At 69.8% G+C, this 16,555-nt stretch carries 15 protein-coding genes; 11 read left to right on the top strand and 4 right to left on the bottom strand.

Annotated elements, in window-relative coordinates:
* Position 1: 1 nt before the first annotated feature.
* From E4J16_RS05440 to E4J16_RS05455, 4 genes are all read right to left on the bottom strand, one after another.
* The gene (locus E4J16_RS05440) at positions 2–286 is read right to left on the bottom strand and encodes a hypothetical protein (RefSeq protein ID WP_136194568.1); all 285 of its coding nucleotides are present in this window, start codon (positions 284–286) and stop codon (positions 2–4) included.
* A gap of 168 nt (positions 287–454) precedes the next feature.
* On the bottom strand, positions 455–1,276 hold the full coding sequence (locus E4J16_RS15665; protein WP_240038297.1) for a hypothetical protein: 822 nt from the start codon (positions 1,274–1,276) through the stop codon (positions 455–457).
* A 243-nt stretch (positions 1,277–1,519) separates the two neighbouring features.
* A complete protein-coding gene (locus E4J16_RS05450) occupies positions 1,520–2,239 on the bottom strand; it encodes a hypothetical protein (RefSeq protein ID WP_136193851.1) in 720 nt (239 codons plus the stop codon).
* A gap of 117 nt (positions 2,240–2,356) precedes the next feature.
* Positions 2,357–2,662: a hypothetical protein gene (locus E4J16_RS05455; RefSeq protein ID WP_136193852.1), complete on the bottom strand. Its 306-nt coding sequence runs from the start codon at positions 2,660–2,662 to the stop codon at positions 2,357–2,359.
* Positions 2,663–2,992: 330 nt separating this feature from the next.
* Between E4J16_RS05455 and E4J16_RS05460 the strand changes: the two genes are divergently transcribed.
* Genes E4J16_RS05460 through E4J16_RS05510 form a run of 11 tightly spaced genes read left to right on the top strand, consistent with a single transcriptional unit; the run spans position 2,993 to position 16,537 of the window.
* On the top strand, positions 2,993–3,703 hold the full coding sequence (locus tag E4J16_RS05460) for an SAF domain-containing protein (RefSeq protein ID WP_136193853.1): 711 nt from the start codon (positions 2,993–2,995) through the stop codon (positions 3,701–3,703).
* On the top strand, positions 3,703–4,452 hold the full coding sequence (locus E4J16_RS05465) for a CpaE/TadZ family protein (protein WP_136193854.1): 750 nt from the start codon (positions 3,703–3,705) through the stop codon (positions 4,450–4,452). Before E4J16_RS05460 ends, E4J16_RS05465 begins: the two co-directional genes overlap by 1 nt.
* Positions 4,449–5,765, top strand: coding sequence for a TadA family conjugal transfer-associated ATPase (locus tag E4J16_RS05470; protein WP_136193855.1), 1,317 nt, complete (start codon positions 4,449–4,451; stop codon positions 5,763–5,765). The genes E4J16_RS05465 and E4J16_RS05470 overlap by 4 nt, the downstream gene beginning before the upstream one ends.
* Entirely contained in the window at positions 5,762–6,631 is an 870-nt protein-coding gene (locus E4J16_RS05475; protein WP_136313467.1) for a type II secretion system F family protein, read from the top strand. The genes E4J16_RS05470 and E4J16_RS05475 overlap by 4 nt, the downstream gene beginning before the upstream one ends.
* Positions 6,628–7,551 carry a type II secretion system F family protein gene (locus E4J16_RS05480; protein WP_136193857.1) on the top strand — a complete coding sequence of 308 codons (924 nt, stop codon included), beginning with the start codon at positions 6,628–6,630 and terminating at the stop codon, positions 7,549–7,551. The genes E4J16_RS05475 and E4J16_RS05480 overlap by 4 nt, the downstream gene beginning before the upstream one ends.
* A 55-nt stretch (positions 7,552–7,606) precedes the next feature.
* The gene (locus E4J16_RS05485) at positions 7,607–7,867 is read left to right on the top strand and encodes a hypothetical protein (RefSeq protein WP_136193858.1); all 261 of its coding nucleotides are present in this window, start codon (positions 7,607–7,609) and stop codon (positions 7,865–7,867) included.
* A 2-nt stretch (positions 7,868–7,869) separates the two neighbouring features.
* The gene (locus E4J16_RS05490) at positions 7,870–8,280 is read left to right on the top strand and encodes a TadE/TadG family type IV pilus assembly protein (RefSeq protein WP_136313468.1); all 411 of its coding nucleotides are present in this window, start codon (positions 7,870–7,872) and stop codon (positions 8,278–8,280) included.
* Positions 8,277–8,708, top strand: coding sequence for a TadE/TadG family type IV pilus assembly protein (locus E4J16_RS05495; RefSeq protein WP_136313469.1), 432 nt, complete (start codon positions 8,277–8,279; stop codon positions 8,706–8,708). Before E4J16_RS05490 ends, E4J16_RS05495 begins: the two co-directional genes overlap by 4 nt.
* The gene (locus tag E4J16_RS05500; protein ID WP_136313470.1) at positions 8,705–9,133 is read left to right on the top strand and encodes a TadE/TadG family type IV pilus assembly protein; all 429 of its coding nucleotides are present in this window, start codon (positions 8,705–8,707) and stop codon (positions 9,131–9,133) included. Before E4J16_RS05495 ends, E4J16_RS05500 begins: the two co-directional genes overlap by 4 nt.
* Positions 9,130–11,862: a LysM peptidoglycan-binding domain-containing protein gene (locus E4J16_RS05505; RefSeq protein ID WP_240038300.1), complete on the top strand. Its 2,733-nt coding sequence runs from the start codon at positions 9,130–9,132 to the stop codon at positions 11,860–11,862. Before E4J16_RS05500 ends, E4J16_RS05505 begins: the two co-directional genes overlap by 4 nt.
* A gap of 16 nt (positions 11,863–11,878) precedes the next feature.
* Positions 11,879–16,537 (top strand): FtsK/SpoIIIE domain-containing protein, encoded by a 4,659-nt coding sequence (locus E4J16_RS05510; RefSeq protein ID WP_136313472.1) that lies wholly within the window; start codon positions 11,879–11,881, stop codon positions 16,535–16,537.
* The last annotated feature ends 18 nt before the right edge of the window (positions 16,538–16,555 follow it).

Here is a 16,555-nt window from a genome sequence, read left to right on the forward strand (position 1 = left end):
CTCACTGCCCCCACTTCGCGCGGTAGTCGTCCTCGTCGACATACGTCGGCTCGGCCTCCCAGTCGTCACTGACCTCTACGGTGGCGCTACGCACGTTGGAGATCATCTCGTCGATGATTCCCACAAGCTTGTCGTGCATGGTGTCAGCCAGGGGAGACTGCCACACAGAGTCCTCCCCGCCCAGGCCTTGGGTCAGCAGGGTGGACTTCGGAGTCATACCCACTGTGGCCGGATCCGCATCCAGGTCGTCCTGAGCCTGCTCAAGCGCATCAGCCACCCTCTTCAAAGCGAACTTCTTGTAGTTGTAGTCCTCCCCATCACCCGGCGGTGGGATAGGCGAAGGACCCGGAGACGGGCAAGGTGTGGGGTAAGACATCAGTAGTCAGGTCCTTTCAAAGTGTTCGAGCGAAATAGGCCGACAGAACGCGGCCCGGCTCATCAACCATCCTGGGTTTTATGGCTCCTTGGTTGGCCTGGTGTTGAGGGTTTGGATTTCGGCTACGGGGATGTTGGTGGTTGTGGTGGTGGTGTGGGTGTTCATGGTGCCGGTGGCGCCGTCGGTGGCGGTGTAGGTGATGGTGTAGGAGACCTTGACGTCTACCGGGGTGGTGTTGTCCTTGAAGTGTGCGCTGGAGCGGTCGAAGACGATGATGCAGTCGGTGCCCTTGGTGTCGTTGTCCTGGGTCCAGGGGATGCCGAAGCTGGTGCAGGAGGCGGTGCCGTCCTTGGGCTGGAGCGTCAGCCGGGACGCCGTGGCGGTGATGGTGGCGGTCACCGGGCCGGCGGTTGCGGTCACGCGTACTTCCTTGGGGGTGTCGCCGGTGGCCCAGATCCAGGTGTCCATGCCAACGACCGTGGCTTGCATGTCTCCTACCGTGGGGTTGTAGCCGATTGTGGCCGTAGGAATCGTCACCGCGTCCCACGCCGCCCGCGCCAGGGTGGCGCCGTCGATCACCGGGTCCGGGGGCGTGCCGCCAGCGGGCACCCACACCGGGCCGTTCTCGGCGAAGTACTTGTCGGAGATCGCGAAGTACTCCTCGATGTCGTTGTATTCGAGGTACTCTGATGAGCAGGCCGGGCCGTACCAGTGGCCCTCAGTGTCGTCAGCGTGGGATTCGTAATCCGGGTAGCGTTCCTTGTGCTGCTCTACGGTTTTACCGCCGGCGTCGAAGTGCCTGATATCCCAAGCCGCCTGCCCGGAGTCAAACCACTCCGCCAGCTCCTTTCCGCTTGATCCCTGCTCGTACCAGCACACCGGGTGTACCGAGCTTGCCACCGTTTGCGAGGAGACCGTTGTCCCGCCTGCCCCAGAGCCATCCGACGCAGCCGACACATACTCCGCCGACACCGCAATCTGCACAGAACCATCCCCACCCGACGAAACCGAACCAGAAGAGGCCCCAGTATTCGCGTCGCGCCCGTAATCGGCCCGCGCCGACGGTGTGCTTGTGAGGAGTGCGGCCAGGCAGAGTGCTGTGGCGCAGACAATCGATACTGCCCTGTTCGTTGTTGGCATCGTTCATACCGTGCATTCGTTAGTTGAGACAAGCTGCTCGTAGGAGTCCTTCCAGGTATCGTCCTCGTACACCATGGTAAAAATGTACTCGTAACGACCTTGGAGTGTCTCCGGGTTGCTGACGTCATTTCCGTCGGCATCATAGGCGACGAGGTCGGAATGATCGCTGCAGACCCTTACTTCCGCCCGTGCGTTGGCCGGGTCGGGGGCGGTCATGGTCACGGCGATGACCGCCACGCGCAGGTTTCCATCAACAGTCTCGTCCGCGATCGGCTCATAGTTGTCTTGGAGGGTCTGATAGGCCTCTGCGGTCATGAGCGGTTGGGCGTTTTCTACGCCGGTGCCGGTGAACCAGATGTTCCAGGTGACCTGGTCGTAGTTGATGAAGGCCTTGAGGACCTCGGTCTGCGGATCGTCCAGGTCCTCGGGGATGGAAGTGACTATGTAGCGGTCGGTGGACAGCGACTCCGCGGTTACCACGCCCGCCGCTTCCGCGGAGGCCGCGGCGGACGCGGACGCAGCCGCCGCGGCGGCCGACTCCGAGGCCTTGGCCGAGGCCATCGCCTCGGGGTCGAAGGTGCCGATGCCCAGAGGGTTGTCCTCGGAGTCGGAAGAGCACCCTACTAGCGCTGAGCTGGCAAGCAGAATGGCTAGCGTCTTACTAATGAGGTGCTTGTGTGTGTTCTTCTGGCTGCGGTGCTCGGGGATGTGGTCAGTGGACATTGGGTTCCTTCAGGGGACGTTTCGATGCGACGAGTCGTGTGAACGACGGCGGGCGGCCGACGTGCCGGATCTGCAACCCGGACGCCGACCGCCCCGACGTGCCGCTTGTGAGCCGCCTTATGCGTCGTAGGATGCGACGTCGGCGAGATCTGCCGCGTCAGTCACGCCGTTGGCGGCGGCGATGTTGTTGTGGTTGTGCGCCACGTCCGTCGCGGCATCCGCCAGAATCGCCTCGAAGGCAGTCAGCTTGGGCTTGAACTCGTCCCATGCGGCACGGAAGGACTGCGCGTTGGGGCTCTCCCAGTTGGCGTTCTGCAGTGCCGTGTCGGTGTCCGAGTGGATGGAGTGGGCGGAGTCCACATCGGCCTTGAGGGTGTTGTAGAGGGTCTCGAGGGTGTCGAGGTCTGCGGTGGTGGTTGCCACTGGTTACTCCTAGGGCTCAGGTTCGGATACATCTCTGTCGCATGGTCTTGACTGAGACGGGTACGTGACCGTTTTCGCGTACCGGGCAGCACCTAGGTTTCCATGTCGAGCCGCTCAGTGCAAGCGGTTTGGGTAGAACTACCCATGTGGTGTCGGTGCCTGTAGGCGCACCACTTTGAGGATACGGCGTGATTCTGCGGTTCTGTACTCGTGTGAGAGGTGCGGTGTTGTCATTGCCTCAAACTTGGTTGCAACGTTGCCGTGGCGTAATCGCCTGCGGTGGGGGTACCGTACCGCTGTCCCGCAGATCTCACCCACGAGGTTCCAACGATGTCTCAGCCCCAGGACGGTCGCGTCGCTCGGCGTCGCGACCGTGATGCTCGCGGTTCGTTGTCCACCCGCGCCAGGCGGACCCGCACCGCGTCACGCCTGCCCTCCGCGCCTCGGGAGCGGCGCCCGCTGCTGGCCGCGCTTGCAGTGCTGCTGATTGTCGGTGGGGCGCTGCTCGCCGGACTGCTGGCTACCCGTGCGGACCACCGAGTCGAGGTTCTGGTCGCCGCCCACACGGTTCGAGCGGGGGAGGTCATCACCGACGAGGACCTCGTATCGACCCCGGTGTCCTCGACGCTCGGCACGCTCATTCAAGCGACCCAGGCGGAGCAGGTGGTTGGGCGCACGGCCCGCGTCGAGATCGCCGAGGGGCAGCTGCTGGACACGTCGCAGCTGCTGGACACGTCGCTGCCGGGGACCGGCACTCAGGTGGTCGGCGTCTCGCTCGAAAGCGGCCGGTTTCCGGCCGGTGGGCTGACCGCGGGAGATGTGGTGGACGTCGTCGACGTCAACGACGGGGCCGTCAAGGTGGGTGGCGCCCAGGTGCTGACTGCGGTCCCCAACTCCGGTTCGAACAATGACTGGACCTCCGGGTGCGTGCTGTCCCTGATCGTCTCCAGTACCGATGCGCCGACGCTGGCGGCCGCCAGCGCGAGCGGCAGTATTGCCGTGGTCCTGACCGCCTCCGGCCAGCCGATCGGGGAGGGCTGATGCTGCTATCCATTGCCTCGGCCAAGGGCTCGCCCGGCGCGACTACCGCCGCCCACGTGCTGGCCGCCGTCTGGCCGCGTGACGTACAGCTGGCCGAGCTTGACCCGGCCGGCTCGGATCTCATGTACCGGCTGCGCACCCGGGCCGGACAACCCATCGACTCCGCACGGGGGCTCGTCTCCCTGGCAGCGGCGGTGCGGCGCGAGTCCGCAGCGGCGCTGGAGGATCACCTCACCGTCGTCGAAGGCGGGCTGGAGGTGCTCATCGGCCTGGGCCGCCCTGACCAGGCGGCGGCCATCGGCGGCGGCTGGGCGGCCGTGGCCCAGAGCCTGCGGCAGCCGGTTGACGTCATCGCCGACGTCGGGCGTCTCACTCCGGGCACGCCGAGTCTGGCCGTGGCGCTTGCCTCCGACCGCCTGCTCCTGGTCGCCCGTCCCGGTGTGGACCACTACGGGCACCTCCGCGAGCGCCTGAGGTGGATCGCCGAGGAGACAGCCCACCGGACCGAGCGTCCCGAGCTCGGCGTGCTGCTCATCGCCCCGTGGAAGGAGCGCCATGAGGCGGAGGCCCTGAACCGGTTGCTGCACTCCGGAGGCCTGGACGTTCCCGTGGTGGGGGTGCTCGCCCACGACGACGCCGCGGCGGACGCGCTGTCGGGACGTCGTCCCCGGCCGTTGGACCGCACCCTGCTGGTGCGCTCCGCCCGGGAGCTGGCCGCCGGGCTGGCAGGAATGGGGGAGCAGCGATGAGCGTGGACCAGAACCTCGTACGCACCATGCGTGAGGAGGTCGCCGAGCTGCTCGCCAAGCAGCGGCACGACGACGCCGCCTCCGGCATCCCGCCCATGACCCCGGAGGATGAGCGCCAGTTCGCCCGGGCCCTGATTGGACGTGTGCTGGAGCAGTACGCCCGCACCGAGATCGCTGCCGGGCGCAGTCCCCTGGACGCCCAGGCCGAGGAGGAGGTCTCCCAGGGGATCCACGCCGCCCTGTTCGGGGTCGGCCGCCTGCAGCCCCTGCTGGAGGACCCCGACGTGGAGAACGTGGACATCAACGGCTACGACAACGTCTTCATCCAGTACGCCGATGGACGCGAGGAGCGCGGAGCACCGGTCGCCGATTCCGACGACGAGCTCGTCGAGCTCGTCCAGGTGCTCGGCTCCTACTCCGGGCTCGCCTCCCGCCCCTTCGACTCGGCCAACCCGCAGCTCGACCTGCGGCTGCCGGACGGGTCCCGCCTCTCGGCCGTCATGGACGTGTGCTCCCGCCCTGCCGTGTCGGTGCGCCGTGCCCGCCTGGACAAGGTGGGGCTGGACGAGCTGGTGGGCCTGGGCACCCTCAGCCCCCGGCTGGCGGCCTTCTGCTCGGCGGCGGTGCGCGCCCGCAAGAACATCATGATCGCCGGCGCCACCAACGCCGGCAAGACCACCTTCCTGCGCGCGCTGGCCAACGAGATCCCGCCGTCCGAACGCCTCATCACCGTAGAGCGCGCGCTGGAGCTGGGGCTCGGTGAATTCGCCGACCTGCACCCCAACGTGGTCGCGTTCGAGGAGCGCCTGCCCAACTCCGAGGGCGCCGGCGCCATCACCATGGCGGACCTGGTGCGCCGCTCCCTGCGCATGAACCCCTCTCGCGTGATCGTCGGCGAGGTGCTGGGCGATGAGATCGTCACCATGCTCAACGCCATGAGCCAGGGCAACGACGGCTCACTGTCCACCATCCACGCCAACTCCTCGGCTGAGGTGTTCAATCGCATCGCCACCTACGCCATCCAGTCCGCCGAGCACCTGCCGCAGGACGCCACCAACCTGCTGATCGCGGGCGCCGTTGACTTCGTCATCTTCCTCACCCGTGAGAACCGGTTCAGCGAGGGCGGCTCCATGCGTCGTTACGTGGCCTCCGTGCGGGAGGTCAACGGAGTGGACGGGAGGGTGCTGTCCAGTGAGATCTTCGCCGACGACGGCTCCGGGCACGCCCAGCCGGCGGCGCCCATCGAATGCGTCGCGGACCTGATCGAGGCCGGCTACGACCCGGCCGCCGCCTACGCGCGGGGGGCCCGATGAACAGCTCCACAGCCATGGCCGCCCTGCTGGCCGGTGCGCTCATCGGCACCGGGCTGTTCCTGCTGATCGCCTTCGCCCTGGGCGCTGACCCCCTGCCCGCCCGCGTTCCGGGGGCCGACGGCGGACGGCAGCTGCTCGCCGGCCGCCCGCTGCGTCGGTTCATCCTGGCCGGCGGCGTCACCGTCGCCGTGCTGGTGCTGACTCGCTGGATCGTACTGGCGGCGGCCGGCGGCGTGTTGGTGGTGGTATGGCCGCTGCTGTTCGGCGGCGCCCGCCAGGAGCGGGAGGCGGCGGCCAGAATCGAGGCGCTGGCGACTTGGGCGGAGTCCTTGCGCGACACGATCGCCGGAGCCGTCGGCCTGGAACAGGCCATCCCCGCCACCGTCTACGCCGCGGCCCCGGTTATTCGCGAGGACCTGGCGCTGCTGGCCGACCGGATGCGCGTGCGCGTGCCCCTGGCCACCGCCCTGCGCCAGTTCGCCGACGACCTCGACGACCCGACCGCCGACCTGATCGTATCGGCGCTGATCATGAACTCGCGGCTGCGCGGCCCCGGGCTGCGCCAGCTGCTGGGCTCGCTGGCCGACACGGCCCGCGCCGAGCTGGACATGCGCCAGCGCGTCTCCGCCTCCCGCGCCGGGACCCGGCGCTCGGCCCAGATCGTCGTGGTGTTCTCCGTGATCGTCATGCTGGGGCTCGCACTGTTCAACCGGAGCTTCGTGGAGCCCTACGCCAGCGCGCAGGGCCAGCTGGTCCTGCTGGTGGTGGTCGGACTGTTCACCGTGGGCCTGATGTGGATGCGGCACCTTGCCGGCGTGGTGCTCCCACGCCGTTTCCTGACCGTCACGAACGGGGGCGCCGCATGAGCATCTGGATCCTGGTAGGCGGCGCCGTCAGCGGTGCCGGGCTGCTCCTGCTGGCGGTGCTCATCGCTCCGCCGCGTATCCAGCCCGCACCCGCACTGGCCGAGCTGGACACGCTGCGGGACGAGACCAGGCTGCGCCGCGACGCCCGGCGCCTCAACCCCGCCGAGCGCGCCCTGCCCGACTGGCTCGACACGGTCGGCTTCCGTGCGGCAGCGCTACTGCGGCGCACCGGAATCGACCTGGGGTCCCTGAGCGCCGACCTGGCCGTCATGGGCAGGTCCCTGGAACGGCACCTGGTGACCTCGCTGCTGTACGGGCTGGTCGCATTCACCGCACCGCTGGCCCTGGTGGGGGCGGCAACCGCGCTCGGAACGATCACCTCCTGGGAGACCCCGGTCCTGGCGTGCATCGTGCTCGGCCTGCTGGCCCTGATCCTGCCCACTGCCCGGTTGCGCGGGCAGGCCGACGAGGCGCGCCGCGACTTCCGGCACGTGGTGGGCTCCTACCTGGACCTGGTGTCAATGTCCCTGGCCGCCGGCCGGGGCGTGCCCGAGGCCCTCGACGCGGCCTCGACCCTGTCCGACGACCCGGCCATGGTGCGCATCCGTGACGCCCTGGCCGCAGCTCGCCTGCGCGGCGAGACCCCCTGGGCCGCCATGGGCGGCCTCGGGGACCAGCTGCGGATCGACGAGCTGCGCGACCTGTCGGCCGCGCTCGGGCTCGTCGCCGAGGACGGGGCCAAGATCCGCGAGTCACTGGCCGCCAGGGCCACCAGCATGCGGCGGCGCGAACTGGCCGACGCCGAGGGCAAGGCCGGGGAGAGCTCCGAATCCATGCTGGTGGCCCAGCTCATCATCGCCATGGGCTTCATCGTGTTCCTCGTCTACCCGGCCCTCGCCGGGATCATGGGCGGCACGTGACGCTCCCGGCATGACCCGATCCGCCAAGAAAACAACCCTGCAGAAAGGAACGGACATGCTCCGTCTTATGTGCGCACTTCAAGTCATCGCCGGTGACCTCACCGGCACGATCCGAGGCCGTCTGGGCACTCGCGACGGCGAGAGAGGAGCCTCTACGGTCGAATGGGTGATCATCACCGGATTCCTCATCGTGCTGGCGGCCCTGGTAGGCCGGGTCGTCTACGGGCTCGTCCAGGACGCCTCCTCCAACCTCGAAGTGCCTACAATCGGCAACAACGGTGGCGGCGCCGGTGGCGGGAACGGGGACAAGCCCTGACCATGTCTGCCTGGATTTGCAAGCGACTGCGGGAGGAGACCGGCGCCTCCTCGGTGGAGCTCCTGGTCTTCTTTCCGCTGCTGATGCTCATCATCCTCGTCACCGTGCAGGTCGCACTGTCCTGGTACGGCAATGAGGTGGCCATCGCCACCGCCCGGGAAACGGCCCGGGTGGTGCGCGAGGGCGCCGCCACCCAGGCGGAGCTCGCCCAGGCGGAGGCCGACGGCGCCCAGTACGCCACTCGTGTGGGCGGAGGCCGCGCGCTCACCGACGTCGACGTGCACATCGCCTTAGACGGGGAACAGGCGCGGATCATCGTCACCGGCACCTCCATGGACATCATCGCCGGACTCGCCCCCGGCATCGAGGCAACCGTCACCGCACCGATCGAGACCTTCCGGGAGGACACATGACCAGCGCTCCTCGTACCGCATCCGGGCGCCGGCGACGCGGCGAGCGCGGCACCATGTCGGTGGAGATGGTCGTGATCGCTCCGGCCCTGCTGATGATCGTCATGCTTGTGGTGGCCGCAGGGCGCTGGGTCTCCGCCGAGGGCATGACTCAGGCCGCGGCGCGCGACGCTGCCCGCGCCGCCTCCATGGAGCGCTCCGCCGGCATGGCGGCCAGCGCGGCCGCGGCCAGCCTGGCGGCGGCCGACACCGCCAACGCCGAGTGCAGCTCCGCCACCGACGTGTCCGACTTCTCCCGGGGAGGCACGGTGAAGGTCACCGTCAGCTGCCGGGTGCGCCTGGCCGACCTCGGCCTGGTGTTCCTGCCCGGCACCACCACCGTCACCTCCACCTCGATCTCGCCGGTCGACACTTGGAGGGGAACCCGATGAGGACACGCACCCACGAACGCGGCTCTACATCGGTGTTCGCGGTGATCGTGGCCGCCGTGCTCATGGCGCTGGCCGGACTGTGTGTTGACGGCGGCAAGGTCCTCAATGCCCGTGCCACCCTGACCGACACCGCCGAACAAGCCGCCCGCGCCGGCGCCCAGGAGATCTCCGCCGGCTCCATGCGCGGTACTGCCGGCGTCAGCCTCGACGCGACGGCCGCCCGCACGGCGGCCGGCAGGCACCTCACCGCCTCGGGCATCAGCGTCGACAGCTTCACCGTCGCCACAACCGGTCAGGAGGTGGTGGTCACCCTGGAGGAGGACGTGCCCACCACCATGCTTCGCATCGTGGGCGTGGATTCCGTGCACGTGAGCGCCACCGGCAACGCCCGTGCCGCTGTCGGCATCAACCAGGAGGAATCGTGACACCGACGCTTCAACGGACGCCACCGGGGCCGGCCCGCTTCCGCTCCCCGACACCGGAGCAGCGCGAGCCCGTGTGGCGCTCCATCCTGTCCGTCCTCGTGCTCGCGACCGTCATCATCGGCCTGCCCTGCCTCCTGCTCTGGCAGGCGGGGCCGCCGCCGTTGCCGCAGCACCTGGACGTCTCCGTCTTGACTCGTGCGGTAACTGCCGAGACCGTGCTCGGGGTACTGACCTGGGTGGTGTGGCTCGCCTGGTTGCAGTTCACGGCATGCACCGTGGTCGAGGTCGCCTCCGCGCTGCGCGGGCGCGGCCTGCCCGCGCACGTGCCGCTGGCCGGCGGCACCCAGGTGCTCGTGCGCCGCCTGGTCGCCTCCGCGCTCGTCCTGGGCGCAGTCGCCGCCCCCGCCGCCGCGGCCGAACCGGTCACCGCACCGGAGCCGCCCCCGATCGCGGCCGTGCAGGCACACGGCGCCGTCGACGCGGCCCCGGCCGCACTGAGCCGGGACGCGGGCCCAGCCGAAAGCAGCCCAGACGCTCACACGCAGGCGACAGCTCCTGCGGACCAGGCACAATCCGTGCGCTACATGCTCGGCGACACCGAGTTGCCGAGCGACATCGGCTCCGCGCTCCTCGGGCAGCGCGTGTACATAGTCCAGCCGCCCGCCGGCCGCTACCACGACAACATGTGGGACATCGCCGAGCGCACCCTGGGAGACGGCCGCGCCTACCAGCAGATCTACGACCTGAACGTCGGCCGGGTTCAGCCCGACGGACGCTCCCTCGAACTCGCCCGGCTCATCCAGCCGGGGTGGTACCTGATCGTGCCCGAATCCGCGCAGAACGTCGAACGCGTCGTCGCCGTTCCCGTCGATGAGACCGCCCAGACGCAGGCGGATGCCGCCGCCGGGAGCGGTTCGTCGGCGGGACCCGCCGATGGGGCCGCGGCCTCCGACAGCTCCAACCAGGCGGTTGCCGCGGTGCCGGATGTTCCTCCTGCCCAGATGCCCGCGATCGGCGCCCTCATGGCTGCCACCCTCACCGCGATCCTCGCAGACCGGCGACGTCGCTCCCTGGGGGGCGCGCCCGGAGACGACGCCCTTGAGCTTGCTCGGCTCATGCGCGTGGGAGCCGATCCGCAGCGCTCGGACCGGCTGAACCGGATCCTGCGCAGCCTCGATACCCTGCCCGGTAAACCGGTGCCCTACGCCGTCGTCATCGACGACGCCGCATGCCGGCTCCTCCTGCCGCGCCCGCTCCCGCAACCTCCGGAGCCCTGGACCACTAACGACGGCGGCGCCACGTGGAGCCTGGCGGCAGGCGCAGAGCCGGTATCCTCCGGCAACGGCACGACAAGCGACATTTCTCCCGGCTGTACGGGACTGGTGACCATCGGCCGTGATGAGCACGGAGCCGACATCCTTATCAACCTCGGTGCGGTCGACGGCGACGTGGTGGTCGGGGGAGAACCCACCGCCGCTGCCGAACTGGTCGCCGCCCTGGCACTCGAGCTGTGCACCAATCCGTGGTCGCAAGCCGCCTCCGTGATCACCGTGGGCCTGCCCACCGCCCTGGGACGCATTGTCGGCGAGCGGATGCGCACAGCAGCTGACCTGGACGAGGTTGCGGCCGCCTACCCGCCGGCACCCGCTGACGTCCTGGACGGGCGCCACCGCGGCGAGCAGGTGTTCGTCCTCGCGGCAGGCCCGGACACTGCTACGCCGGGACAGCACGGCTTCAACCTCATCCGCACCGGCCGGGCCGACGACGCCCGTTGGCGAATCGACCTCGACTCATCCGGAACCGCCCGCATCGACCCGCTGGGCGTAGCCGTGACCGCGACGAGAGCCACCGAGCCGGAACTCGACGGGCTGGTGGGGCTGCTCGCTCCCGCGGCCCCCCTGCCCCCAGGGGACGATTCGCGCCCACCAATTCCGGACCCGCCCCAGCCCCCGCTGTCCGCGGCGGCACTGCGCACCGCCGCAGTCAGGATTCTGGTGCTCGGTCCCGCCGCCGTCGAAGCGCCTCGACCGGTAGAGCCCGAGCGCCTCGACCTGCTGACCGAGGCGGCGGTCTGCCTGGCCCTACATCCCGAGGGCATCAGGCCCGAGACCCTGGGCGCCATGCTCTGGCCCCTCGGCGTCACCGGCGACGTGGTCGCCGCGACGGTCGGGCGCCTGCGCAACTGGTTCGGCAACGACTCCCAGGGCATCCCGCATGTGCGTGAGGACGTGGATGGCCGACTGATACTCGGCCCGGACGTGGTCTGCGACTGGGACGTGCTGCGCTCGCTGCTGTACGCGTCCCGCCGCAGCGATCTTCACGACGAGGTGGGGCTACTACTCGACGCCCTGCGCCTGGTGCGCGGGCAGGTGGACTCCGAGCTGCCGCACGGCCGGTACAGCTGGCTCGCCAGGGTGCGCACCGCCCGCGAGGCCGATGCACTCATCACCGACGCCGCGCACCGCGTCTTCCAGATCCTGCACGACACCGACCCCGACGGGGCGGCGCTCGCGGTGGGTACGGGGCTGAAGGTTGTTGACCTTGACCAGCGGCTGTGGCGCGACCGGCTGAGGCTCGCGGCGGTACGCGGCCGCGACGAGCTGCTCGCCGAGCTCGACGTACTGCTGGACGCCGCCGGCGCTGAGGACGTCATGCACGTGGATCCGGCCACAGCGGCACTGGTTGAGGAGCTCGCCCCCGGCGCCTCTGTCCGACGTACAACGGCCTGACCCTCCCGGAGCTCCCATGCGCGTACTACTGAGTGTTCAGCCCGACCCTGCCGATGGAAGGCTGCCGGGCGACTTCATCGTCACGGCACAACCGGAGTCCACGGTCAGTGAATTGGCGCAGGCCCTGGACCGCGCCCTGGGCGGACGTGCCGAGTCGACGCCGGAACAGCCACTCCAGCTTGTCGTCGAGCGGCAGGAAGCCACAGGCGATTCCAGTCATGCGGCGCCGTCCCTGTGGCGGGGAACCACCCGCCTGGATCCGCACAGGAGACTGGACGACGGTTCCGTCCACGATGGCATGACGCTGGGGCTGGGAGGTCCCGCAGCGGACGGGCTCGAACCTGAAGGCGTCGTCGAACTGCGCGTCATCTCCGGTCCTGGCGCGGGAACAGTGCGTCGCCTTGGTCTGGGGCGCTACACCATCGGCGGCGCCGGTGCCGACATCAGCCTGGAGAGGCAGGAGACCGGGGCACTGGTCGACCTGGTCGTGTTCTCCGGCGGTCGGGTGGTGCTGAGCCCACGCGACGAGGCCGCCGAGCGGCTCATGGACCCCGACCCCGCTCGTAAGCGCGCTCTGCCTGGACCACTGGTGCTCGGCCTCAAAAGGGAACCGGAACCGGAAAAGCGGCGTCGCCGACGTCATCGTCGGCGCCGTGCCCGCAAGCGGGACGACGCGGCCACGGTGCAGGCCCTGGAGGAGCAGGAGCCGGACGCCCCCCGCAGGTTCCTGGAACTGGACCGGCGCCCGCTGGTCCCCGACACCGCCTGGAATGACGGCGCGGTGCTTGCGGTTGGACGCACCCAGCTGACCATCGGGCCGGTGCCCGCCGCGGACGCCGTGGCCACCCCCACTCCGGGCGCGCCCACCATCGACTTCAACCGACCGCCGCGCCTGGCCCGTCCCACTCGAGAACGGACCTTCACCCTGCCGCGCGAACCGCAGCAGCCCCGCAAGCAGCCCTTCCCCCTCGCCCTGCTGATCTCGCCGCTGATCATGGGGGGCGGCATGTATCTGATCACCCACAGGACCGCGACGCTGCTGTTCGTGGTGCTGTCACCGATCCTGATGCTGGCCAACCGCATGCAGGGCCGCTCCACGCGCAAGCGCGTCTACCAGGAGGACCTGGGCCGCTACCGGCGCCAGAAGGCCGACACCGAGGCCGCCGCCCATCGGGCCCTCCTGGACGAACGGGGACTGCGGCGCGGGGACCACCCGGACCCGGCCGAGATCCTGCTGCGAGCCACGGGCCCTCGTTCGGGGCTGTGGGAGCGCCGTCCCGGCGACCGCGACTGGCTGGATCTGCGGGTTGGCACCGCGGACGTGCCCAGCGAGGTGGTAGTCCAGGATCCCACACGCGCCTCCTATGAGGAGCCACTGCGCTGGACCGTCCCTGACGTCCCGGTAACGGTAGGGCTCGGCAGGCTCGGCGTCGTCGGCGTTGCCGGGCAGGAACGCCACCGGACGGCCGCATGGCTGCTGGCCCAGGCCGCCGCCCTGCACTCTCCGGCGGAGTTGAACCTCGTCATCCTCGCCGACCCGGAGCGGGCGGATGCGGCCGAGGCGGAATGGGACTGGGCACGCTGGCTGCCGCACCTGCGCACCCCTGAGGGCGTCGGCCCGCGCGCCCGCGTCGGGCTGGACGAGGAGACCGTGACGCGACGCGTCAACGAACTGCTCGCGATGATCGAGGCCGGCCGGGAGAAGGACGCCAAACGGGCACCCGGACGTCTGCTCGTCGTGCTGGACGGCGCCCGGGCGCTACGCCTGCTACCCGGCATGGTGCAAGTCCTGCGTGAGGGGCCGCAGCTGGGCATCCACCTGCTGTGCCTGGACGTCGACCGGACGGCCCTGCCGGAGGAGTGCCGCGCGGTGGTTGCCACCGGGCCGGGCCCGGCGGTCGTGGCCGAGACGGGCTGCGACGAGGTTGAGCAGATCGTGCTCGACCTGGTCCCCACGGGATGGTGCGAGCGGGTGGCCCGCGCCCTGGCCCCGATTCGAGACGTGTCTGCCGCGGGCGCGGAGGGAACCATCCCGACCAGTTCCAGGTTCCTGGACGTGGCCGGCATACCCGAGCCCAGCGGCCAGGCCGTGCTACAGACCTGGCAGCGGGTGGGCCGCACCACGCGGGCCGTGATCGGCGAGGACGCGGAGGGGCTGTTCGCCGTGGACATTCGCGCCGACGGGCCGCACGCACTCGTCGCCGGCACTACCGGCTCGGGCAAGTCCGAGCTGCTGCAGACGCTGATCGCGTCCCTGTGCGTGGGCAACTCACCCGATGACATGACCTTCGTACTGGTCGACTACAAGGGTGGTGCCGCGTTCAAGGACTGCTCCCGTCTGCCCCACACAGTGGGCATGGTCACCGACCTCGACGGGCACCTCACCGCCCGGGCGCTGGAGTCGTTGGGGGCTGAGCTGCGTCGTCGCGAGCTGCAACTCGCCGGCGCCGACGCCAAGGACATTGAGGACTACGTGGCGGCCATGGAGCCCGGAGACGAGCCCATGCCGAGGCTGATGATCATCATTGACGAGTTCGCCGCCCTGGTGGCCGAGCTGCCCGAGTTCGTCACCGGCCTGGTGGACATCGCCCGCCGTGGACGTTCCCTGGGCGTGCACCTGGTCCTGGCCACGCAGCGGCCTGCCGGTGTGGTCTCCGCCGAGATCAAGTCGAACACCAACCTGCGCATCGCCCTGCGCGTGACCGATGAGGCGGACTCCGACGACGTCATCGAATCGCCCGTCTCCGCCCAGATACCGCCATCCATTCCCGGCCGCGCCTTCGCGCGCCTCGGGCATGCCAGCCTGCGCCAGTTCCAGGCCGCGCGCGTGGGGGGACGCCCCCGCGGCGCCGCCCCACAGGCGCCGCTGCGCGCCGGCCCGCTGACGCTGGCGGAGATGTCGCGCCCCGAGCCTGCCCCGCCCCAGCTGGAGGAGGACATCTCCATCCCCACCGACCTGGCCACGCTGGTGGACGCCATGAACCAGGCCCACGCGTTGACCGGCCGACCCGACCCGCACAGCCCATGGCTGGAGCCGCTGCCGGAGAACGTAACGCTCGACGCGCTGGAGGAACGGCTAAGATCCGAGCAGCCGCAGACCGACGCGGTGCCAGCGGTCTCGTCGCAGGCAGCTGCCGATGTCCTGGACCAGGGCTTGCTGCCCCCGCTGATCCTTGGGCTTGAGGACATCCCGTCCGAGCAGGCCCAGCGTCTGATGACCTGGGACTACACCCGCGCCGGGCATCTGGGTGTGGCGGGGGCGGCGCGATCAGGCCGCTCCACGCTGCTGCGCGCCCTGGCGGTGGCGGCCGCCCGCACGGCGTCCCCCGAGGACCTCCACATTTACGGCATCGACGCCGGCAGCGGCGGACTACTGCCGCTTGTCTCCCTGCCGCACACGGGCGCCGTGGTCACCCGCGACCAGCCGGACCGGATGCGCCGGCTCACTGACCTACTCGGCAAGGAGATCAGCCGCCGTCAGCAGGCGCTCGCAGTAGGCGGCTTCGCCTCCATCACCGAGCAGCGGGCCGCCGTCCCCGCATCTGAGCGCATGCCCTACCTGCTTCTGCTGCTGGACCGCTGGGACGGCTTCAAGGCAGCCTTCGAGCAGGTCGACAGCGGTCTGCTCCTTGAGCGGATGGAGACGCTGCTGCGCGAAGGGCCTGCGGCCGGGCTGCGCGTGGTCATCGCCGGGGACCGCGGTACCTTCCGCGGGCGCATGGGCATGATGCTGGAGGATCGGATCGTGCTGCGCATGCCCGCGCCGGAGGACTTCGAGCTGGTCGGAATGCGTTCCCGGGACGTGCCCGAGTCCATGCCTCCCGGACGCGCCTTCCGCAGCGGCACCAGCCCCCGGGAGGTGCAGCTCGCACTGCTTGACGCCGACGCCGCCGGCACCGCGCAGGTGGCCGCAGTGCACAGGGAGGGCGAAGCATCCAGGCAGCGTTGGGGGGAGATTCCCGCGGAACTCCGGCCTCCACGCGTGGACGAGCTGCCACTGGCAATCACCGCCGCCGAGGCACTGGCCCTCGGACCGCAGCTACGGGAGGGCGAATTCGCGCTCGGGGTGGGAGGCGACACGCTGTCTATCCTCCCGCTGCGTATGGATGAGATCGGCAACGGCGTGCTGGTGACGGGGCCGCGGCGCTCGGGTAAGTCCACTGCCCTGTGCTTCGGGCTGCAGACCGCGCTGGAAGGCGGTGCCCCGGTGATCCTCGTGCTCGCCCGCCGCTCTCCGCTGGATGCCTACAGGAATTGCTCCGGGATCATCGGAGTCCTTGACAGCTCCGCCAAGGCCGATGACCTGCGTGAGCTGCTGAAGGCTCACGGGACGTCGACCCTGGTGGTTGTGGACGATTACGACGTGTTGGGCAATGACCATGCGCTCGTGCCGGTTCTCGAGGAGCACGTCAAGACATGTCGTGATCAGTCGGGCGGTGTGCTGGTGGCCAGTGGCGTGGACGAGCTGACGGGGATGTACCGGGGACTGATGACGTTGGTCAAGCGGAACCGTACCGGCCTGATCCTGGCCCCGCGCTCTTCGCAGGACGGCGACGCCCTGTCCGCGCGCCTGCCCCGCTCGGTGGGGCAGCCGGTTCCCCTGGGGCGTGGCATCCTGGTCCGATCGGGCTCCTGGTCCTGGGTGCACGTGCCCCACGGCGACGGCGCTCGGTAGTCCCGCACGCATGCAGTC

It is taken from the genome of Actinomyces procaprae (assembly GCF_004798665.1).
GTDB lineage: Bacteria > Actinomycetota > Actinomycetes > Actinomycetales > Actinomycetaceae > Actinomyces > Actinomyces procaprae.

Coding starts and splice junctions, on each gene's coding strand:
- E4J16_RS05480 (WP_136193857.1), top strand. CDS start 6,628: ATGAGCATCTGGATCCTGGTAGGCGGCGCCGTCAGCGGTGCCGGGCTG.
- E4J16_RS05465 (WP_136193854.1), top strand. CDS start 3,703: ATGCTGCTATCCATTGCCTCGGCCAAGGGCTCGCCCGGCGCGACTACC.
- E4J16_RS05460 (WP_136193853.1), top strand. CDS start 2,993: ATGTCTCAGCCCCAGGACGGTCGCGTCGCTCGGCGTCGCGACCGTGAT.
- E4J16_RS05500 (WP_136313470.1), top strand. CDS start 8,705: ATGAGGACACGCACCCACGAACGCGGCTCTACATCGGTGTTCGCGGTG.
- E4J16_RS05510 (WP_136313472.1), top strand. CDS start 11,879: ATGCGCGTACTACTGAGTGTTCAGCCCGACCCTGCCGATGGAAGGCTG.
- E4J16_RS05495 (WP_136313469.1), top strand. CDS start 8,277: ATGACCAGCGCTCCTCGTACCGCATCCGGGCGCCGGCGACGCGGCGAG.
- E4J16_RS05485 (WP_136193858.1), top strand. CDS start 7,607: ATGCTCCGTCTTATGTGCGCACTTCAAGTCATCGCCGGTGACCTCACC.
- E4J16_RS05490 (WP_136313468.1), top strand. CDS start 7,870: ATGTCTGCCTGGATTTGCAAGCGACTGCGGGAGGAGACCGGCGCCTCC.
- E4J16_RS05475 (WP_136313467.1), top strand. CDS start 5,762: ATGAACAGCTCCACAGCCATGGCCGCCCTGCTGGCCGGTGCGCTCATC.
- E4J16_RS05470 (WP_136193855.1), top strand. CDS start 4,449: ATGAGCGTGGACCAGAACCTCGTACGCACCATGCGTGAGGAGGTCGCC.
- E4J16_RS05450 (WP_136193851.1), bottom strand. CDS start 2,239: ATGTCCACTGACCACATCCCCGAGCACCGCAGCCAGAAGAACACACAC.